The sequence below is a fragment of the Kitasatospora sp. NPDC091207 genome, assembly GCF_044768625.1.
Lineage (GTDB): Bacteria > Actinomycetota > Actinomycetes > Streptomycetales > Streptomycetaceae > Kitasatospora.
On the sequence record NZ_JBIVVS010000044.1, the window covers coordinates 1 to 22,093 of the forward strand.

7 protein-coding genes and 3 pseudogenes are annotated in these 22,093 nt (G+C 74.3%); 5 read left to right on the forward strand and 5 right to left on the reverse strand.

All coding sequences use genetic code 11. The features are described 5' to 3' along the window. The 4 genes and pseudogenes from ACIQTO_RS37000 to ACIQTO_RS37015 all read right to left on the reverse strand — a co-directional run. Window positions 1–6,279 (reverse strand): SDR family NAD(P)-dependent oxidoreductase (locus tag ACIQTO_RS37000; protein WP_402397911.1); only part of this gene is annotated, 6,279 nt, incomplete at its 3' end. A 157-nt stretch (window positions 6,280–6,436) separates the two neighbouring features. Further along, complete coding sequence (locus tag ACIQTO_RS37005; RefSeq protein ID WP_402397913.1) at window positions 6,437–13,015, reverse strand: SDR family NAD(P)-dependent oxidoreductase; 6,579 nt, start codon at window positions 13,013–13,015, stop codon at window positions 6,437–6,439. Between the two features lie 39 nt (window positions 13,016–13,054). After that, window positions 13,055–13,114 (reverse strand): annotated as a pseudogene (locus tag ACIQTO_RS37010) (polyketide synthase docking domain-containing protein); the annotation flags it as partial. A gap of 53 nt (window positions 13,115–13,167) precedes the next feature. Beyond that, on the reverse strand, window positions 13,168–16,458 hold the full coding sequence (locus ACIQTO_RS37015; RefSeq protein WP_402397860.1) for a type I polyketide synthase: 3,291 nt from the start codon (window positions 16,456–16,458) through the stop codon (window positions 13,168–13,170). A gap of 566 nt (window positions 16,459–17,024) precedes the next feature. Between ACIQTO_RS37015 and ACIQTO_RS37020 the strand changes: the two genes are divergently transcribed. From ACIQTO_RS37020 to ACIQTO_RS37040, 5 genes and pseudogenes are all read left to right on the forward strand, one after another. Beyond that, the gene (locus ACIQTO_RS37020) at window positions 17,025–17,636 is read left to right on the forward strand and encodes a hypothetical protein (protein ID WP_402397863.1); all 612 of its coding nucleotides are present in this window, start codon (window positions 17,025–17,027) and stop codon (window positions 17,634–17,636) included. A gap of 470 nt (window positions 17,637–18,106) precedes the next feature. Beyond that, a pseudogene (locus ACIQTO_RS37025) lies at window positions 18,107–19,171 on the forward strand (family 2 encapsulin nanocompartment cargo protein terpene cyclase); the annotation flags it as partial. Window positions 19,172–19,186: 15 nt separating this feature from the next. After that, window positions 19,187–20,065 carry a geranyl diphosphate 2-C-methyltransferase gene (locus ACIQTO_RS37030; protein WP_402397866.1) on the forward strand — a complete coding sequence of 293 codons (879 nt, stop codon included), beginning with the start codon at window positions 19,187–19,189 and terminating at the stop codon, window positions 20,063–20,065. Between the two features lie 142 nt (window positions 20,066–20,207). Then, window positions 20,208–20,720, forward strand: a complete 513-nt coding sequence (locus tag ACIQTO_RS37035; protein WP_402397869.1) for a GNAT family N-acetyltransferase — start codon at window positions 20,208–20,210, stop codon at window positions 20,718–20,720. Window positions 20,721–20,725: 5 nt separating this feature from the next. Continuing rightward, window positions 20,726–21,010: pseudogene (locus tag ACIQTO_RS37040) on the forward strand (transposase); the annotation flags it as partial. A 58-nt stretch (window positions 21,011–21,068) separates the two neighbouring features. Here ACIQTO_RS37040 and ACIQTO_RS37045 read toward each other — a convergent pair. Next, window positions 21,069–21,860, reverse strand: a complete 792-nt coding sequence (locus ACIQTO_RS37045) for a maleylpyruvate isomerase family mycothiol-dependent enzyme (RefSeq protein ID WP_402397872.1) — start codon at window positions 21,858–21,860, stop codon at window positions 21,069–21,071. Window positions 21,861–22,093: the final 233 nt, after the last annotated feature.

A 22,093-nucleotide genomic window follows, 5' to 3' on the forward strand; every position in this document is an offset into this window, starting at 1 on the left:
CAACCGCGCCGCGAACACCGGCGAGGAATCCAGCAGTTCGGCCCCCATCCCCACCCACTGCGCCCCCTGCCCCGGGAACACCAACACCACACCGGCCGCGTCCAGCAGGTCCGCCGTGCCCTCCACCACCTCGGACGACACCTCGGGCGACACCTCACCCGACGCCAGCGCGCGCAAACCCGCCAACCCGTGGGCCCGGTCCCCCGCCACGACCACCGCCCGGCGCTCCAACCGCGCGCGGCCCACCGCCAGCGACAACCCCACATCCGGCAGGGCCACGTCGGCCCGGCCCTCCCACCAGGCCGCCAACCGCTCCGCCTGCCCCCGCAACGCCGCACCACCCCGCGCCGACACCACCAACGGCACCACCGGCACCACCGGCACCACCGGCACGGCCACCGACGGGAGAGGCTCCTCGATCGGCGCCTGCTCCAGCACCACATGCGCGTTGGTCCCGCTGATCCCGAACGACGACACCCCGGCCCGACGCGGCCGCTCCGCCGAGACACCCCACTCCCGGGCCTCCGTCAGCAACTCCACGGCGCCCGAGGACCAGTCCACATGCGGCGAGGGCTCGTCGGCGTGCAGCGTCCTGGGCAGCACCCCCGCCCGCATCGCCGACACCATCTTGATCACACCCGCCACACCGGCCGCCGCCTGCGGATGCCCGATGTTCGACTTCACCGAGCCCAGCCACAGCGGGACACCGTCGGCACGGTCCTGCCCGTACGTGGCGAGCAGTGCCTGCGCCTCGATCGGGTCCCCCAGGGTGGTCCCCGTGCCGTGCGCCTCCACCACGTCCACGTCCCGCGCCGACAACCCCGCGTTCGCCAACGCCTGCCGGATCACCCGCTGCTGCGACGGACCGTTCGGCGCCGTCAAACCGTTCGACGCACCATCCTGATTCACCGCACTGCCCCGCACCACCGCCAACACCGGATGCCCGTGACGCCGCGCGTCCGACAACCGCTCCACCACCAACACACCCACACCCTCGGCCATCCCGAACCCCTCGGCATCCACCGAGAACGACCGGCACCGACCGTCCCGCGACAACCCCCGCTGCCGAGAGAACTCCACGAACATCCCCGGGGTCGACATCACCGTCACCCCACCCGCCAACGCCAGATCACACTCACCCGAACGCAACGACTGCACCGCCAGATGCAACGCCACCAACGACGACGAACACGCCGTGTCCACCGTCACCGCCGGACCCTCCAGGCCCAACGCATACGAGACCCGCCCCGACAGCACGCTCCCGGCACTGCCGGTCACCGCGTAGCCCTCGACCTCGCTCGACGCATCGCGCAGCAGCGTCGCGTAGTCCTGCATGCTGAGGCCCGCGAAGACCCCGGTCCTGCTGCCCCGGGCCGATTCGGGGTCGATGCCCGCGTGCTCGAAGGCCTCCCAGGACGTCTCCAGCAGCAACCGCTGCTGCGGATCCATCGCCAACGCCTCACGCGGCGAGATCCCGAAGAACCCCGCGTCGAACTCGGTGGCGGCGTCCAGGAATCCACCGGCCCGGACGTAGGACCGTCCGGTCGCCTCGGGGTCGGCGTCGTAGAGGCCACCGAGGTCCCAGCCCCGGTCGGTGGGCAGGCCCGAGATCGCGTCCGTGCCCGTGTCGAGCAACCGCCACAGGTCCTCCGGCGAGCGCACACCTCCGGGGAACCGGCAGCTCATCCCCACGATCACGACGGGCTCGTCGGAGCCGGCCGTCACCGGCAGGACGGCCGCGGCGGCCGGCAGGTGTCCGAGGAGTTCGGCGTGCAGGTGATCGGCGAGCGCGAGGGGTGTCGGACGGTCGTAGATCAGGGTGGCGGTCAGTCGCAGGCCGGTGGCCGCCCGCAGGCGGTTGCGCAGTTCGACGGCCGTCAGCGAGTCGAAGCCGAGGTCCTTGAAAGCGCGGCCGGGCAGGACGGTGTCCCGGGAGGAGTGCCGCAGGACCGAGGCCACGACCTGCCGGACGATGTCCAGCAGTGCCTTCCGCTGCTCCTCACCCGAGAGTCCGGCCAGGCGGCGCACCAGAGCCGACGGCCCGTCGGAGGAGGTCGCGGCCGTCCGGTCCGGATCGGCCGCCGGGGATCCGGCGGCGAGGAGTTCACGCAGCAGCGGGACCGGCCGGCCTCCCGCGCCGAGCCCCGTGCCGTCCCAGCGGGTGCTGAAGACGGCGACCGCGGTCTCGTCGTGGTCGAGGACACCCCCGAGCGCGTCCAGCGCCAGCTCCGGGCGGAAGGTCAGGACACCGCGCCGGCGGATCTGCTCCTCGATGGCCGGGGCGGCGATACCGCCGCCGTCCCAGTGGCCCCAGGCGATCGCGGTGGCGGGCAGGCCGTTGGCGCGCCGGTGGTGGGCCAGGGCGTCCAGATAGGCGTTGCCCGGCGCGTAGTTGGCATGGCCGGCCAGGCCGCAGGTGCCGGCGATCGAGGAGAACAGCACGAAGGCGGAGAGGTCCAGGCCCTCGGTCAGCTCGTGCAGCACCCGGGCGCCACCGACCTTGACACTCAGCACCCGCTCCATCTGATCAATCGTCAGATCACCGATCAGGGCGTCGTCGAGCAGGGCGGCCGTGTGCAGCACGGCGGTGAGCGGGTACTCCGTCGGCAGCCCGGCGAGCACCTCCGCCACCGCGGCCCGGTCGGACACGTCACAGGCGGCCACGGTGACCTTCGCACCCAGTGCGGTGAGCTCTGCCTCGAACGCCTCGGCATCGGGCGCGGCCCGGCCACTCCGGCTCAGCAGCAGGAGGTGTTCGGCGCCGGTACCGGCCAGTCGGCGGGCGACATGGCGACCGAGCGCACCGGTGGCCCCCGTGATCAACACGGTGCCGCGCGGCTCCCAGCTCCGGACCGGCACCACACCCGCCAACGGCGCCCGCTCCAACCGCCGGACGAACAACCCGGAAGCCCTGACCGCCAGTTCGTCCTCACCATGCCCGCCCATCAGCGCGGACACCGTCGCCCGCACCAGCTCCGCGTCAGGCGAGTCCGGCACGTCCACCACCCCGCCCCAGCGGTCCGGCAGCTCGGCGGCGACCACCCGGCCCAGACCCCAGAGCATCGCCTGCTCCGGGCCCGACACGCCGTCCCCGGCACCGACCGCCACCGCACCCCGCGTCACACACCACAACGGAGCCCGAACCCCGACCGCCTCCAAGGCCTGCACCAACGACACCGTCGCCGCCAACCCCCAAGGCACCGCACCGCCGGCCACCACCGGACCCGGCCCGCTCGCCAACAACGACACCACCCCGACCGGCCCGGCCTCCTTCACCACCGCGGCCAGCGACTCACGATCACACCCGTCGGCCACCACCAACACCCGTGCAGACAACCCCTGTTCGGACAGCTCAGCCGCCAAAGCCGAACCCCAACCACCGTCCGCGGCCCCCTCCGGCACCAGCAGCAGCCACTCGCCCCCGGACACCTCCGCGGCAGCCACCACGTCCAACGGCCGCCACACAACGCGGTAGCGCAACGCGTCCACCGCACTCAGCGGCTCGACGCCGGCCGACCGGACACCCACCGGCTCCAGCCAGAACCGCTCGCCCTGGAAGGCATACGTCGGCAGATCCACCCGACGCCCACCGGCAGCGGCCACGCTCCAGTCCACCGGAACACCGCGCACCCAGACCTGCGCCACCGAGGTCAGGAACCGGTCCAGGCCGCCCTCCCCGCGCCGCAACGAGCCGACCACAACGGCCTCACCCCCGAGACCCTCCAGCGTCTCCTCGATCCCCGGACCGAGCACCGGATGCGCGCCGACCTCGACGAACACCCCGTAACCCTGACCCGACAACCGAGCCACCGCCTCGTCGAACCGCACCGTCTCCCGCAGATTCCGGTACCAGTACTCCGCGCCCAGCCCCTCCGTCTCCAGGAAATCCCCGGTCACCGTCGAACAGAACGCCACCCCCGACGCCGACGCCCGCCCCTCACCCAACGCCTCCAGCAACCGCTCCCGGACCGTCTCGACCTGCGCCGAGTGCGAGGCGTAGTCGACCGGAATCCGACGCGCCCGCACCCCCCGCGCCTCACAGTCCGCCAACAGCCCCGCCAACGCCGACGGATCCCCCGACACCACCACCGAGTTCGGCCCGTTCACCGCCGCCACCGACAACCCACCACCCCCGGCAGCCACCAACTCCTGCACTCCGGACGGACTCAGGGCCAAAGACACCATCCCACCCAGCCCCGCCAACCCCTCCGCGATCACCCCACTGCGCAGAGCCACCACCCGCGCCGCATCCTCCAACGACAACGCCCCCGCCACACACGCCGCCGCGATCTCCCCCTGCGAATGCCCCACCACCGCCGACGGCACCACACCAAAAGACCGCCACAACGCCGCCAACGACACCATCACCGCGAACGACACCGGCTGCACCACATCCACCCGCTCCAACGAAGCGGCCCCCGACACCCCCCGCACCACATCGAAGAGATCCCAGTCCACGAACGGCCTCAACGCCTCCGCACACTCCGCCAACCGCGCCGCGAACACCGGCGAGGAATCCAGCAGTTCGGCCCCCATCCCCACCCACTGCGCCCCCTGCCCCGGGAACACCAACACCACACCGGTCGCGTCCAGCAGGTCCGCCGTGCCCTCCACCACCTCGGACGACACCTCGGGCGACACCTCACCCGACGCCAACGCGCGCAAACCCGCCAACCCGTGGGCCCGATCCCCCGCGACGACCACCGCCCGGCGCTCCAACCGCGCGCGCCCCGCCGCCAGCGACAACCCCACATCCGGCAGGGCGAGTTCGGCCCGGTCCTCCCACCAGGCCGCCAAGCGCTCCGCCTGCCCCCGCAAGGCCGCACCACCCCGCGCCGACACCACCAACGGCACCACCGAAGGAGCCCCGGGTGAGACTGCCGGTTCCTCCGACGGCGCCTGCTCCAGCACCACATGCGCGTTGGTCCCGCTGATCCCGAACGACGACACCCCGGCCCGACGCGGCCGCTCCGCCGAGACACCCCACTCCCGGGCCTCCGTCAGCAACTCCACGGCGCCCGAGTCCCAGTCGATGTGCGACGAGGGCTCGTCGGCGTGCAGCGTCCTGGGCAGCACCCCCGCCCGCATCGCCGACACCATCTTGATCACACCCGCCACACCGGCCGCCGCCTGCGGATGCCCGATGTTCGACTTCACCGACCCGAGGTACAAGGGCTGGTCCGCCGGGCGCTCCTGTCCATAGGTGGCGAGCAGTGCCTGCGCCTCGATCGGGTCCCCCAGGGTGGTCCCCGTGCCGTGCGCTTCCACCACGTCCACGTCCCGCGCCGACAACCCCGCGTTCGCCAACGCCTGCCGGATCACCCGCTGCTGCGACGGACCGTTCGGCGCCGTCAAACCGTTCGACGCACCATCCTGATTCACCGCACTGCCCCGCACCACCGCCAACACCGGATGCCCGTGACGCCGAGCATCCGACAACCGCTCCACCACCAACACACCCACACCCTCGGCCATCCCGAACCCCTCGGCATCCACCGAGAACGACCGGCACCGACCGTCCCGCGACAACCCCCGCTGCCGAGAGAACTCCACGAACATCCCCGGGGTCGACATCACCGTCACCCCACCCGCCAACGCCAGATCACACTCACCCGAACGCAACGACTGCACCGCCAGATGCAACGCCACCAACGACGACGAACACGCCGTGTCCACCGTCACCGCCGGACCCTCCAGGCCCAACGCATACGAGACCCGCCCCGACAGCACGCTGAGCGTGTTGCCCGTGAGCAGATAGCCGCCCAGGTCCTCCGAGCCCTCGTGCAGCCGAGGTCCGTACTCCTGGGAGAGCGCGCCGGCGAAGACGCCCGTCCGGCTCCCCCGCAGCGAGAGCGGATCGATCCCCGCCCGCTCGACCGCCTCCCAGGACGTCTCCAGCAGCACCCGCTGCTGCGGATCCATCGCCAACGCCTCACGCGGCGAGATCCCGAAGAACCCCGCGTCGAAGTCGCCCACCCCGTCCAGGAATCCACCGGCCCGCACATAGCTCGACCCCGGCCGCCCGGCCTCGGCGTCGAACAACGCCTCGTTGTCCCACCCCCGGTCGGTCGGCAGCGGCGCGACCGCGTCCCCGCCCTCCACCACCAACCGCCACAGGTCCTCCGGGGACCGCACACCCCCCGGGTAGCGACACCCGATCCCCACCACGGCCACCGGCTCGGTCGACGCGGCCTCCACCGCACGCAGCCGCTCCTTGGTCTGCCGCAGATCGGCCGACACGCGCTTCAGGTAGTCGAGGAGCTTCTCTTCGTTATCCATCGGGAATCCGTCCAACGGGTAGAGGCCAGAGCGCCGTTCGAAGTCAGGCCAAGCGGTCGGGACAGCAGAGCAGGACAGCAGAGCGGGACAGACGGGCAGAGCCGGCAGACAGGCAGAACCGGCGGCAGAGCGGCAGAACAGGGGACCGCGGAGCGGATCAGGACAGTCCGAATTCCTCGTCGATGAGCGAGAAGATGTCGTCCACGGTGGCGGACTCGAAATCCGCCCGGGGCGCGGCTGCCACGTCGAAGGCCCGGGTGTCCTTCCACTTCCCGAGCAGGGCTTCGAGGCGCTCGGTGATGCCGGCCACCGCGTCGTCGTCCTGCGTCACCTCGCCGAGCGCGCCCTCCAGCCGGTCGAGTTCCGCCAGGACGGCCGTTCCGGCGGACGTTCCCGGGGTCGCGCCCCCGGTGGCTCCGGCGGCATCGACCTCCCCCACGAGGCGGGCCCGCAGCAGGGCCGCGAGCTCGGCCGGCGTCGGGTGGTCGAACACGGTGGTGGTCGGCAGCCGCAGTCCGGTCGCCGCGTTCAACCGGTTCCGCAGCTCGGTGGCGGCCAGGGAGTCGAAGCCGAGCTCCCGGAACGCCCGCCGCGCGTCGACCGCGCCCGCGAGGCCGTGCCCGAGCACCACGGCCGTCTCGTCGAGAACCAGGTCCAGAACCAGTCGCTCGCGCTCCGGCGGCCGGAGTCCGGCGAGCCGCTGCGCCAACGTCGTCCCCCCGGCGGGCTGTTCGGCGGCGGCCGCCCGACGCCCGGTGACCCGGACGAGCCCGCGCAGCATCGGCGGCACCGCGGCCAGGCCCGCGCCGGCGGCCGCCTGCGCCCGCAGCGAGGCGGCGTCCAGGCGCATCGGCACCGCCACCGGCCGGCCCGTGCGGTGGGCCGCGTCGAAGAGCGCCAGACCGTCCTCGGTCGACAGCGCCCCCATACCGACCCGCCGCATCCGGGTCAGGTCGGCGGTTTCGAGATGGCCCGTCATGGCACTGCGTTCGGCCCACAGGCCCCAGGCCAGCGAGAGGGCGGGCAGGCCGCGCGAGCGCCGGTGGTGGGCCAGCCCGTCCAGGAACGCGTTGGCCGCCGCGTAGTTGCCCTGGCCGGCGGCGCCCACCAGCGCGGTGGCGGAGGAGAACAGGGCGAACACCGCGAGGTCCAGGTGCGCGGTGAGCCGGTGCAGGTGCCAGGCGCCGTCCACCTTCGGCGCCAGCACGCGGTCCAGCCGCTCCCGGGTCAGCGAGGGGACCACCCCGTCGTCCAGCACGCCCGCCGTGTGCACCACCGCCGTGAGCGGGTGCGCGGCCGGTATCCCGGCCAGCAGTCGGGCCACGGCGCCGCCGTCCGTGACGTCGCACGCGGCGACCGTCACGGTGGCGCCGAGTTCGGTCAGCTCGGCGGCGAGTGCGGCGGCTCCCTCGGCGTCCGCGCCCCGGCGCGAGGCCAGGAGCAGGTGCCGGACGCCGTGCCGGGTCACCAGGTGCCGGGCGGTCAGCGCGCCCAGCGTCCCCGGGGCGCCGGTGATCAGCGCGGTGCCCCGCGGCTCGGGTGCCGACGGCACGGTCAGGACGATCTTGCCGACGTGCCGGGCCTGGCGGAGGTGGCGGAAGGCCTCCGGGGCCCGCCGGACGTCCCAGACGGTCAGCGGCGTCCGGTGCAGCACGCCGGCCTCGAAGAGGGCCAGCACCTCCCGGAGCATCTCGCCGATCCGCCCGGGGTCGACCTCCATCAGGTCGAAGATCCGGTAGTCGACGCCGGGGTGCCGGGCTTCCACCTCGGCCCGGTCCCGGTGGTCGGTCTTGCCCATCTCCAGGAAGCGCCCGCCCCGGGGCAGCAGCCGCAGCGAGGCGTCCACGAACTCCCCCGCCAGCGAGTTGAGCACCACCGACACCCCGCGGCCCCCGGTCCGCGCCAGGATCCGCGCCTCGAAGTCGAGGTCGCGGGAGGAGGCGATGTGCGCCTCGTCCAGACCCGACGACCGCAGGGTGTCCCACTTTCCCGGACCGGCCGTGCCGAAGACCTCCGCCCCCCAGTGCCGGGCCAGTTGCACCGCGGCCATGCCCACGCCGCCGGCCGCCGAGTGGATCAGGACCGCCTCGCCGCGACGCAGGTCCGCCAAGTCCCGCAGGCCGTGGTAGGCGGTCAGGAAGACCACGGGGACGGCCGCCGCCTCGGCGAAGGACCAGCCGTCGGGGATCGGCAGCACGGCCCGGTGGTCGGCCACCGCGACCGGGCCGAACGCACCGGCGAAGAGGCCCATCACCCGGTCGCCGACGGCCAGGCCGGCCACCCCGGGACCGACCTCGGTGACCACGCCGGCGCCCTCGATGCCCAGCCCGTCGAGCCTCGGTACCAGGCCCAGCGCGACGACGACGTCACGGAAGTTGAGGCCGGCGGCCCGGACCGCGAGCCGGACCTGCCCGTCGGCCAACGGGCCGTCGACGAGACCGTCCGGGCCCGGCAGCAGCGCCAGGTTCTCCAGGGTTCCCTTACCCGCGATGTCCAGCCGCCAGGCGGGCTCCCCGGCGGGCGGCGCCAGCGCCGGCACCGCCCGGGCCAGCCGGGGAACGCTCAGCAGTCCCGCCCGGAGCGCGAGCTGGGGTTCACCGGAGTGGACCGCCGCGGCCACCGACGCGGGTGACGCCGCCTCCTCGTCCAGGTCCAGCAGCACGAAGCGGCCGGGGTTCTCCGCCTGCGCCGCCCGCACCAACCCCCACACGGGGGCCTGCACCGGCGCGGCCGCTCCCTCACCGGGGCGGACGGCCACGGCTCCCCGGGTCACCACCACCAGGCGGGAGCCGGCGAACCGGTCGTCGGCCAGCCAGCTCCGGAGTGCGTCGAGGACGCGCCCGGCCAGGGCGCGGCTCGCCGCCCCGGGGTCGGCGCTCCCGCCGCTCAGCTCGGGCTCGGCACAGGACAGGAGGACCACCTCCGGCACGGGGCCGCCGGTCCGCGTGGCCGCCTCCGTCAGGGCGCGCAGATCGGCGAAGGCCGCGCTCCCCGCGCCGTCGGGTATCAGGCCGTCGAGGCCCGGGTCCAGCGGACCCACCACCGCCCAGCGGCCGGAGCCCGGCGCGGTCCCCGACGAGGCTCCCGGCGCAGCGGCCGGCGGCGCGCCGACGGCGACCCAGTCGACCTGGAAGAGCGCCTCACCGTGGCCCCGGCCGATGTCCGCCAGCTGTTCCCGGGTGACCGGCCGCAGCGCCAGCGACTCGATCTCGGCGACCGGCCGCCCCGTGGTGTCGGCGACGCTCAGCGCCACCCGGCCGGCCCCCAGCGGGGTGACCGCGACCCGCAGCGCGGTCGCGCCGACGGCGTGCAGCGTGAGGCCCTCCCAGGCGAAGGGCAGCTGCGGCAGGCCGTCCCGCGGCGCCGCGGCCGGACCGGCCAGCGCGATGACATGGAGGGCGGCGTCCAGCAGCACCGGGTGCACGGCGAAGCGTCCGGCCTCGGCGGCGGTCTCCTCGGGCAGCGTGACCTCGGCGAACACCTCGTCGCCCCGCCGCCAGGCGGCCCGGACGCCTCGGAAGGCCGGGCCGTAGGGCAGGCCGGTCTCGGCCAGGCCCGCGTACAGCCCGTCGATCCGGACGGGCGCGGCCCCCGGCGGGGGCCAGGCCGCCGGGCCGGGGCCGCCGTCCCGGTTCGCTCCGGCCGGCCCCGCCACCCCGGTGGCGTGTCCGGTCCACGGCTGCTCGGCCGGGGCGCCCACCGGGTGGGAGTGCAGGCTCACCGGGCGACGGCCGGCCTCGTCGGGCCCGCCGACCACCACCTGGACCGCGACCGCGCCCTGGTCGGGCAGCACGAGCGGAGCGTGCAGGGTGAGCTCCTCCACCCGGCCGCAGCCGGCCCGGTCGGCGGCCTGGAAGACCAGCTCGACCAGTGCCGTGCCGGGGACGACGGTCGTCCCGAGGACGGTGTGGTCCGCCAGCCACGGGTGCGTGGCCAGCGAGAGGCGGCCGGTGAGGAGGATCCCGTCGGAGTCGGGCAGCGCGAGCGCCGCGCCCAGGAAGGGGTGGTCGACCGGCTCCAGCCCCAGGGTGCCCGCGTCGCCCGTCGCGGCCGGGGCCGGCTGCCACCAGTAGGTCTGCCGTTGGAACGCGTACGTCGGCAGGTCCGCCGCGGTGGCGTCGGTGCCCGCGAACGCGGCCGTCCAGTCCACCGGGCCGCCACGGACGAAGGCTTCGGCGGCCGAGGTCAGGAACCGGTCCAGGCCGCCCTCCCCGCGCCGCAACGAGCCGACCACAACGGCCTCACCCCCGAGACCCTCCACCGTCTCCTCGATCCCCGGACCGAGCACCGGATGCGCGCCGACCTCGACGAACACCCCGTAACCCTGACCCGACAACCGAGCCACCGCCTCGTCGAACCGCACCGTCTCCCGCAGATTCCGGTACCAGTACTCCGCGCCCAGCCCCTCCGTCTCCAGGAAATCCCCGGTCACCGTCGAACAGAACGCCACCCCCGACGCCGACGCCCGCCCCTCACCCAACGCCTCCAGCAACCGCTCCCGGACCGTCTCGACCTGCGCCGAGTGCGAGGCGTAGTCGACCGGAATCCGCCGCGCCCGCACCCCCCGCGCCTCGCACTCCGCCAACAGCTCCGCCAACGCCGACGGATCCCCCGACACCACCACCGAGTTCGGCCCGTTCACCGCCGCCACCGACAACCCACCACCCCCGGCAGCCACCAACTCCTGCACTCCGGACGGACTCAGGGCCAACGACACCATCCCACCCAGCCCCGCCAACCCCTCCGCGATCACCCCACTGCGCAGAGCCACCACCCGCGCCGCATCCTCCAACGACAACGCCCCCGCCACACACGCCGCCGCGATCTCCCCCTGCGAATGCCCCACCACCGCCGACGGCACCACACCAAAAGACCGCCACAACGCCGCCAACGACACCATCACCGCGAACGACACCGGCTGCACCACATCCACCCGCTCCAACGAAGCGGCCCCCGACACCCCCCGCACCACATCGAATAGATCCCAGTCCACGAACGGCCTCAACGCCTCCGCACACTCCGCCAACCGCGCCGCGAACACCGGCGAGGAATCCAGCAGTTCGGCCCCCATCCCCACCCACTGCGCCCCCTGCCCCGGGAACACCAACACCACCCGGCCGGCCGGGCCCGCCGCGTCACCCACGATCACCTGCGGGACGGACCGGCCCTCGGCCAGCGCCGCCAGCCCGGTACGGAATCCCTCCTGGTCCGCGCGGTCGGCCAGGACCACGGCGCGGTGCTCGAAGAGCGACCGGGTGGCCACCGTCGCGAGGCCGGTGTCCGCCGGCCGCTCGTCGGTCCGGCCGTCGAGGTGCGACAGCAGCCGCCCGGCCTGTCCGGCCAGCGCCTCGGGGGAGCGGCCCGAGAGCAGCCACGGGATCACCCCACTGCCGCCGTCCCCCGCGCGGCCCGCGGCCGGGTCGCCGTCCGGCCGCCGCTCCGCCGGCGCCTGTTCCAGCACCACGTGCGCGTTGGTCCCGCTGATCCCGAAGGAGGAGACGGCCGCCCGGCGCGGCCGCTCCCCCGAGGCCCACTCCCGGGCCTCCGTCAGCAACTCGACCGCGCCCGAGTCCCAGTCCACCCGCGGCGACGGCTCGTCCACGTGCAGCGTCCCGGGCAGCACTCCCGCCCGCATCGCCGACACCATCTTGATCACACCCGCCACACCGGCCGCCGCCTGGGTGTGCCCGATGTTGGACTTCACCGACCCCAGCCGAAGCGGTTCCCCCTCGGACCGGCCCTGGCCGTACGTCGCCAACAGTGCCTCGGCCTCGATCGGGTCGCCGAGCCGGGTGCCCGTGCCGTGCGCCTCCACCACGTCCACCTCGCGCGCCGACAGCCCCGCGTTCGCCAACGCCTGCCGGATCACCCGCTGCTGCGAGGGACCGTTCGGCGCCGTCAGACCGTTCGACGCACCGTCCTGGTTCACCGCACTGCCCCGGACGACCGCCAGCACCTCGTGCCCGTGGCGGCGCGCGTCCGAGAGACGCTCCACCAGCAGCACACCGACGCCCTCGGCCCAGCCGGTGCCGTCCGCGGCGGCGGCGAACGGCTTGCACCGTCCGTCCGGGGCCAGGCCCTGCTGCCGGCTGAACTCGACGAACATGCCCGGGGTCGACATCACCGTCACCCCGCCCGCCAACGCCAGCTCGCACTCGCCCGACCGCAACGACTGCACGGCGAGGTGCAGCGCCACCAACGAGGACGAACAGGCCGTGTCCACCGTCACCGCCGGACCCTCCAGGCCCAGCGTGTAGGCGACCCGGCCGGAGATCACGCTGGGGGTGCCGCCGGTCAGCAGATAGCCGCCCAGGTCCTCCGAGCCCTCGTGCAGCCGAGGTCCGTAGTCCTGGGAGGTCGCGCCGGCGAAGACGCCCGTCCGGCTCCCCCGCAGCGAGAGCGGGTCGATCCCCGCCCGCTCGACCGCCTCCCAGGACGTCTCCAGCAGCACCCGCTGCTGCGGATCCATCGCCAACGCCTCACGCGGCGAGATCCCGAAGAACCCCGCGTCGAAGTCGCCCACCGCGTCCAGGAATCCACCGGCCCGCACATAGCTCGACCCCGGCCGCCCGGCCTCCGGATCGAACAACCCGTCCAGGTCCCAGCCCCGGTCGGTCGGCAGCGGCGCGACCGCGTCGCCACCCTCCACCACCAACCGCCACAGGTCCTCCGGGGACCGCACGCCCCCCGCGAACCGGCAGCCCATGCCCACCACCGCCACCGGCTCGGTCGACACGGCCTCCGCCGTGCGCAGCCGCTCCCTGGTCCGGTACAGGTCGGTCGTCACCCACCTGAGGTACTCGACCAGCTTCTCCTCGTTCGCCACTGCTCTCACTCCGTGTCGGTGCGGCCGTGCGGGAAGGTGCGGACATCGCGCGTCGGGGCGCGTCAGGCGGTGCGGAACTCCTGGTCGATGAAGGCGAAGAGCTCGTCGACCGTCGCCGTCCGCAGGCTGTCCGGCTTCGGGTCGTCGCCGTCGGCGGGCGGCCGGCCGGCCAGCAGGGACCGCAGCCGGGCGTCGACCCGCGCCCGCTCGGCGCTGTCGGACCCGATCGCCGCCAGGGACCGTTCCAACCGGTCCAGTTCCGCCATGACCCCGTCGCCCGTCCCCCCGTCCGGCGGGAGGAGCAGGGCTCCCAGCCGCTCGGCCAGGACGGCCGGCGTCGGGTGGTCGAACAGCAGGCCGGTCGGCAGGCGCAGCCCGGTGGCCGTGCCGAGCCGGTCCCGCAGCTCCACCGCGGTGAGCGAGTCGAAGCCCAACTCCTTGAAGGAGAGCGCGGGATCGACCGGGCCCGGGTCGCCGTGGCCGAGCACGGCGGCCGCCTCGGCGCGCACCAGGTCGAGCAGCGTGCTCGCGCGGTCGCCGGCCGGGGTGCGGTCCAGCCGGAGCCGGGGCTCCGGCAGGTCGGTCGGGTCCGTCGCCGACGGGGCCGGGGCGGCCGGGCGGGCGGTGCCGTCGAGCCAGTGGCGCTGCCGCTGGAACGCGTAGGTGGGCAGGTCGACCCGCCGGGCGCCGTGCCCGGCGAACACCGCCGCCCAGTCCACCCCGACGCCGTGGACGTGCAGCCGGGCGAGGGCGGTGACCAGGGCGTCGGACTCGGGCCGGTCCTTGCGCAGCAGGGGGACGAGGACGGGGTCGGCCGCCGGTGCGGCGGCCGCCCGGTCGGGCTCCGTGAGGCAGTCCCGGCCCATCGTGCTGAGCGTGCCGTCCGGTCCCAGTTCGAGGAAGGCGGTGACGCCCTCGCGCGCCAGCCGGCGCATGCCGTCGAGGAACCGGACCGGTCGGCGCACGTGCCGCACCCAGTACTCCGCCGAAGCGAGCTCCTCGGCCGTGGCGAGCCCGCCGGTGACCGTCGAGACGATCGGAAGGGTCGGCGGCCGGAGGTCCAGGGCCGCCACGACGCTCCGGAAGTCGTCCAGTACCGCGTCCATGTGCGGGGAGTGGAACGCGTGGCTGACCCGCAGCCGCCTGGTCCGGCGCCCCGCGGCCCGCCAGTGCGCGACGATCCGCTCGACCTCGTCGTCGTCCCCGGCGACGACGGTCGCCTCCGGTCCGTTGACGGCGGCCAGGCCGACCCGGTGCTCCCGGCCGGCCAGCAGCGGGAGCAGCTCCCGCTCGGTGGCCTGGAGCGCCGCCATCGCACCGCCCGGCGGGAGCGCCTGCATGAGCCGGCCCCGGGCCGCCACCAGGGTGCAGGCGTCCGCGAGGGAGAACACCCCGGCGACGTGGGCGGCGGCCAGCTCGCCGACGGAGTGGCCGAGCAGGAAGTCGGGCCGGACCCCACGGCTCTCCAGCAGGCGGAACAGGGCCACCTCGACGGCGAACAGGGCGGGCTGCGCCGAACCGGTCCGGTCCAGCGAGAGGGCCGCGGCCGAACCCGGTGCCGCGAAGAGCACGTCCCGGAGCGGCCGGCCGGCCGCGTCGCCGGCGGCCACCGCGGCCGCGTCGACGTGCTCGCAGACCTCGTCCAACGCCCTGGCGAACTCCGGGTGTTCGTCGTACAGGGCCCGCCCGGCCCCCGGCCGCTGGCTGCCCTGGCCGGCGAACAGGAACGCCAGCCGGGCGCGCCCGTAGGCCCGCCCCGCCAGGACGTCGGCCGGGCGCTCGCCGCCGGCCAGCGCCGCCAGGCCCCGCCGGAGCTGCGCACCGTCCCGGCCGACCACCGCGGCGCGCCGCTCGAAGGCCGAGCGCGTCACGGCCAGCGCGTACCCGACGTCCGCCGCGCGGAGTCCGGGCCGCTCGTCCAGCCGCTTCAGCAGCGCGGCCGCCTGGGCCCGCAGGGCCGGCGCCGAGCGACCGGACAGCAGCCACGGGACCGCCCGGACCGGCTCCCGGCCGTCCGCCCTCTCCTCCTCCGGGGCCCCGCCCTCCGGCGGCACGGGCCCGGCGGCCAGCACGACATGGCAGTTGGTCCCGCCCATGCCGAACGCGCTCACGCCGGCCAGCAACGGCCGTTCCGGGCTCGGCCACGGCCCCAGCCGCCGGTGCACCCGCAGGTGGAGCGCGTCGAGCGGAATCAGCGGGTTGGGGGTCTCGAAGTTGAGGCTGGGCGGCAGTTCCCGGTGCCGCAGGCTCAGCGCGACCTTGAGCAGTCCGACGATTCCGGCCGCGCCTTCGAGGTGCCCCACATTGGTCTTCGCCGAGCCCACCAGCAGCGGGCCCCGGGAGTCCCGCAGGCGACCGAGGGCGGCGCCGAGGGCAGCGGCCTCCACCGGGTCGCCGGCCTTCGTGCCCGTACCGTGGAGTTCCACGTACTGGACGTCCGCCGGGTCCACCCCGGCCCGGCGGTAGGCGCGCCCGAGGACGTCCTCCTGTGCCGACCGGCTGGGCGCGGTGAGGCCCTCGCCGCCGCCGTCGTTGTTCACCGCACCGCCGAGGATCAGGCAGTGGATCGGATCCCCGTCCGCGAGGGCGTCCGCCAGGCGCTTCAGGACGACCACAGCGCCGCCCTCACCCCGGACGTAGCCGTCCGCCCGGGCGTCGAAGGTGAAGCACCGGCCGGTCGGGGAGAGGCCGCCGAACCGGGCGACGGCGATGTCGCTCTGCGGGGCGAGGTTGAGGTTCACTCCCCCGGCGAGGGCGAGGGCGCTCTCCCCCCGGCGCAGGCTCTCGCAGGCCTGGTGCACGGCGACCAGGGAGGACGACTGGCCGGTGTCGATCACCATGCTGGGCCCGCGCAGGCCGAGGGTGTAGGAGAGCCGGTTGGCGATCATGCTGCGGTGCAGCCCGGTCACGGTGTGCTGGGTGACGGCCTGCGGACCGCGCTGGTGCAGCAGGGTCGCGTAGTCGTCCCAGATCGCGCCGAAGAAGACTCCGACGTCCCCGCCGTCCAGCGTCGCCGGGACGATTCCGGCGTGTTCCAGGGCTTCCCAGCCGAGTTCCAGCATCAGCCGCTGTTGCGGGTCCGTCGCGGCCGCCTCGCGCGGCGAAAGACCGAAGAAGCCGGGGTCGAAACGGTCGACCTGGTCGAGGAATCCGCCCCACCGGGGTATCGATCCGTCGTTTTCGGGCGCTTGCCCGTCTTCCCCCGGTAATTCGCCCCGGCGACCTTCCGGCACCTCCGTGACAGAGGTTTCACCGTGCCGGAGCAGTCGCCACAGTTCGTCCGGAGTCGAAGCTCCGGGTAAACGACACGACAGACCGACAACGGCTATCGCATCACTGTGAGTCGAATTCATGGGAGGTGCGTGAGATACGTGTGCTTCCCGTGAGGCCACGGCGCAACCCAACCAGCAACCACAGAACGCGTCAAGAGTCGCTCTGTACACGACACCCAGGCCCTGCACCGAAGGTCAGAGGCCTGCCGGACCGGTCCAACTGGTCTTGACCACAGGGGATCCGGAGCCGGAAAACCGCGTCACCACGGCGATTGCCCCGACGGCCCCGTCCGGCCTGCCCGTCCGGACACGACCCGATGCCCCGATCCGCCGATCGCCACCCGGCTACCCTCCGGTCGGCACCCCCGCCGAATAGCCCTGGCGGCACGAACTACCCCGGCATCCGACGTCCACGGAGGATCGACTCCACCACCCGGCCCCGTTCTCCGCTCCGTGCCGCCCGGCACGGAACACCCGGCACGAAGCAGCCGGGCCGGCGCCGCGGCCCCGCCGGCCCCGTCCACCGGCGGCGGTGAAATCCCTGGTCGCTAGGCTGGTGACTGCCGAGGAGACCGGCACCTGCCCTGCGGACCGTGACGCCGGCGGCACCTGCTGCCCCACCGCGGGGCAAGCATCGAGGAGCAGTCGTGACCGAACAGAGCGGCCCGCAGCGGAGCATCGCCGACATGATCCGCCGTCCCATGCTCACCGGGCTGCAGGACGCCCAACTGATCGGCCCGCCGGGCACGACGCGCATCAACGAGTGGGTCGACTGGATCGCGGCGGTCGTGGCCGGCCAGATCGTCCTGCCGATCGCCGGCGAACGCGACGCCTTCGCGGACCGCGTGGACACGCTCTCCGAGGTCGGCAAGCGCAACAAGCAGCTCTACCGGGACGCGGCCCAGGAGGCGCAGCAGCTGAAGGCCCGCGTCGCCGAGCTGGAGGCCGAGCTGGCCCGGCTGCGCTCCGCCGCCGAACCCGCCCTGCCCCCGTCGCCCCTCCTGCCCCCCTCACCCGGCCTGTCCGTCCTGCCCGCCGGGGCCGGCGAACCTGCCGCGCCCACCGAGCCCACCGCCGACCCCACGGGCGCCGAGGGAACCGGCGGCACCGGCGGGCCGGCGCTCTCGCTCCGGGACCGGCTGCGCAGCAAGTACCCCGCGACCGCCGAGGCCCTGGACCGCCGGGACGCCGCGGCGGCCGAGGACGCGGCGACCGAGGGCGCACCGGCCGAAGGCGTCGAGCGGCCCGGGGAGGGCTGACCCGGGGCCGGGTGCTCCGCCCGCCCCCGGGCGGACACCCCCGAACGGGTTGCGCTCCGACGACCCGACACCCCGACGGCCCGCCCCCGGGGGCATCGGGCCGCCCCTGAGCTGCGTACACGCATGAGCCCGGCCCCGCACCGGAGACCTGCCGTCGGCAGCCGTGCCGCGCATCGGCCGGCACCCCGACCGGGGGCGCCGACCGCACCAAGAGCACTTCAAACCTGATCTTCGCCCACATTCACCCTATCGAGTAGATCGACCGCCGCGAAGCGCCTCGGGCCGCGCCGCCCCACCTACCGTGATCAGCGAACGACAAGGGGGGCAGTGCCTGCGGGGATCCCCCTTGCGCCGCGCCGGATGACGACCCGTCATGATGCGCGGTCCTGCTCGGAGGGAGGCCCATCCATGCCCGTGAACACCGGACCGGAGACCACCGCGGAGACGTCGGCGGTACGGTCATGAGCCGTACCGCCCTGGAGCGGATCCTCAACGGCCCCAGCGGCCTGGGGACGACCGGCCTGGTCCCGGGCCGCCGAGCGTCGGCACCCCGGGCCGGTGATCCCGTTCCGGGCCTCTACCACCACCCGGTGCCAGAGCCCGATCCGGAGCGCGTGGCGGAGGTCGGCCGCCGGATCAAGACCTGGGCGATGGACGAGGTCCAGCTGTACCCGCCGGAGTGGGAGGACCAGTTCGACGGCTTCTCGGTGAGCCGCTACATGGTCGCCTGCCATCCCGACGCCCCCGACATCGAGCATCTGATGATCGCCACCCGGCTGATGGTCGCCGAGAACGCGGTCGACGACTACTACTGCGAGGACCACGGCGGCTCACCCATCGGCCTCGGCGGACGCCTCCTGCTCGCCCACACCGCCCTCGACCCCCTGCACACCACCGCGGAGTACCAGCCGGCCTGGGAGGAGTCCCTCCGCTCGGACGCCCCCCGACGGGCCTACCGCTCCGCCATGGACTACTTCAACGCCGCGGCGAGCCCCTCCCGGACGGACCGGTTCCGGCACGACATGGCCCGCCTGCACCTGGGCTACCTGGCCGAGGCCGCCTGGGCCCAGACCGACCACGTCCCCGCGGTGTGGGAGTACCTGGCGATGCGTCAGTTCAACAACTTCCGCCCCTGCCCGACGATCACGGACACCGTCGGCGGATACGAGCTGCCCGCGGACCTCCACTCGCTGCCCGCGCTGCAACGGGTCATCGCGCTCGGGTCCAATGCCACCACGATCGTCAACGACCTGTACTCCTACACCAAGGAACTCGCCGCCCCCGGGCGGCACCTGAACCTGCCCGTGGTGATCGCCGAGCAGGAGGGCCGCACCGACCGCGAGGGCTACCTGAAGGCGGTCGAGGTCCACAACGACCTCATGCACGCCTTCGAGGCAGAAGCCGCCGCCCTGGCCGCCGCCTGCCCGGCCCCGGCCCTGCTGCGCTTCCTGCGCGGCGCGGCCGTGTGGATCGACGCCAACCACTACTGGCACCAGACCAACACCTACCGCTACAGCCTGCCCGACTTCTGGTAACCAAGGAGCTGACCAATGACCACCACCGATATCCCCACCACGACCACCGGCCTCATTCCCGGACCGGCCACCCCCTACCAGGGCGACATCGCCCGCTACTGGGACCACGAGGCCCGGCCCGTCAATCTGCGCCTCGGTGACGTCGACGGCCTCTACCACCACCACTACGGCATCGGGGACGTCGACCACGCCTCGCTGGGGGACCCGACCGACAGCGAGCGCGAGAAGAAGGTGATCACCGAGCTGCACCGGCTGGAGTCCGCACAGGCCGGGGTGCTCCTCGACCACCTGGGCCCGATCACACCCGACGCCACCCTCGTGGACGCCGGCTGCGGCCGCGGCGGCTCCATGGTCATGGCCCACCAGCGCTTCGGCTGCAAGGTCGAGGGCGTCACCCTGTCCGCCAAGCAGGCCGAGTTCGGCAACCGGCGGGCCCATGAGCTCGGCATCGACGGCTCGGTCCGCTCCCGGGTCTGCAACATGCTCGACATGCCCTTCGAGACCGGCCAGGTGGCGGGCTCGTGGAACAACGAGTCCAGCATGTACGTCGACCTGCACGACCTCTTCGCCGAGCACTCGCGGATGCTGGCGGTCGGCGGCCGGTACGTCACCATCACGGGCTGCTGGAACCCCGCCTACGGGCAGCCGTCGAAGTGGGTGTCCCAGATCAACGCGCACTTCGAGTGCAACATCCACTCCCGCCGGGAGTACCTGCGCGCCATGGCGGACAACCGCCTCGTCCCGCAGGCCGTCATCGACCTGACTCCGGCGACCCTGCCCTACTGGGAGCTCCGCGCGACCTCCTCCCTGGTCACGGGCATCGAGGAGGCGTTCATCTCCTCCTACAAGGACGGCTCCTTCCAGTACGTCCTGATCGCGGCCGACCGGGTCTGACCGGCGCTCGCTCTCTGTGGGGCCGGGTGCGCCAGGGGCACCCGGCCCGTCGCCTCGTACCCTCCCGTGCTTCCCGTGCTTCCCGTGCCTGCCGGCCGGGGGCCTCGGACCCGGTCCGCACGCCCGGCCGTATCGTCGCGGTATGCCCGAACTGATCGAGCCCACCGCCCGCCTGCACACCGCCTGGACCGAGGCCCACGAGGAGTGGGGACCGGGTGTCCACGAGGACGGCTTCGGGCTGCTCCCGTCCGACGAGACCGGCTCCCCGGCCGGGTTCGCCACCTGGGTGGCCCGGCTGTCCGACGCGGCGGGCCCGGCGGAGGCCGGCCGCGCGGGCTGCCGGTACCGGTGGATCGTCGAGGACGACCGGGTGCTCGGCGGGATCGCCCTGCGGCACGGGCCCGACGACTTCGTGCCGCAGTTCGGCCACATCGGCTACGGCATCCGGCCCTCCGCGCGTCGACGCGGACTGGCCGGCTGGGCGTTGGGCCGGATGCTCGACGAGGCCCGGGCGCTCGGCCTGGACCGCCTGCTGGTCACCTGCGCGGTCGACAACCTCGCCTCGGCGAAGACGATCACGCGGCACGGCGGCGTCCTCGACGACGTCCGCGACACCGGGTTCGGCCCCGTGCGGCGGTACTGGATCACGCTCTGATCTTGACCCGGCTCCGCCTCGCCCGCCCCCTCGCCGAGGACCTCCGCCGGCCCTGGGAGGGGCCCCGCCCCGGGCCGGCTCACACCGGCCCGCGTCCGGCGGGGTTCAGGAACATCCGCCTGATCAGCGCACTTCCCGCCAGCGTGCCGAAACCCGGCAAACCCGGCCCCGGACGACCACCCGGCGCCAAGAACCGCACGGCCGCACCCCGCCACGACGTCGGAAAGGCCGTCAAACGCGACCTCACCATGACCGAACACCAAGATCGGAAAGGTGAAAGAGCAAGCTGATCCGGTGCCCCGCCCGGGGCCGCCGCACGCCCGCCCCGCAGCACGGCAGGCGGAGCGCTCAGAAGGCGGAGTTGGCGAACCAGTGCGCCAGCAGCTCCTGGTCCCCCGCCAGCTCGAAACGGTCGTCGGCCCGGTCCAGCCGGCCGTAGAGCAGGAGCAGCAGGTCCGCGGCCGTGCCCCGCACGGTCGCGTCGGCGGGCACCTGCGCAGCCTGCGAGTCGGGCCCGTCGCCGGCCGCCCCGGAGTCGTCGAGTCCGAAGCCGTCGGGCCGCAGCCGGACCAGCCAGTCCCCGTCCCCGTCGGTGCGGGTGAAACGGATGCTCCGGCCGGCCCCCCGCAGGAGGGCGGTCCGGGGTGCGAAGACGGCGGCGAAGGGCAGGTTGACCAGGAACTCCGACACTCCGTCGGCCGCCAGCGCCGGGTCGATCTCGGGACGCAGTCCCAGCGCGAGCTCCGCGTCCACGCGGTGCACCAGGGTCTCGAAGAGCATCCGACGGACCCAGAACCGGGCGTGCTGATCGGCGCCCCAGGCCCACATCGGCGCGTCGAGGTCGGCCGCGGCGAACTCCGCTCCGGCCTGCGCCGCGGCCTCGGCCAGCCAGTCGGGATAGCCCTCCGGCCGCTCCGGCAGTCGCAGGTCGACCTCGCGGCTGCGCGGCGGCTCCTGGATCCGCTGCCGCAGCAGCACGGTGAACCAGCGCTGCACGCTGCCGGCGTGACGCACCAGGTCGGTCATCGTCCAGTCCGGGCAGGTGGGCACCTTGGTCGACGGATCGGCGGCGCGGACGACGGCCACGAAGCGGGCGGTCTCCGCCGCGACGCCGGCGGGGTGATCGAGGGTGGTGGTCATGGGCGCCATTGTCCCGGACCGGCGGAGCCGGCCCCGCAGGCGGGGGCGGGCCGGGTGCGGGCCCCGGGTGCGGGTGCCGGGCGCGGGCCCCGGGCGCGGGGCGCGGGTGCCGGGCGCGGGGCGCGGGTGCCGGGTGCCGGGTGCCGGGCGCGGGGTGCAGGGCGGCGGCCCCGGGCGTCGCCGCGCGCACCGACGCCGCCGGCCCGCGGCCGGGAGCCCATCGGCTTGACGCT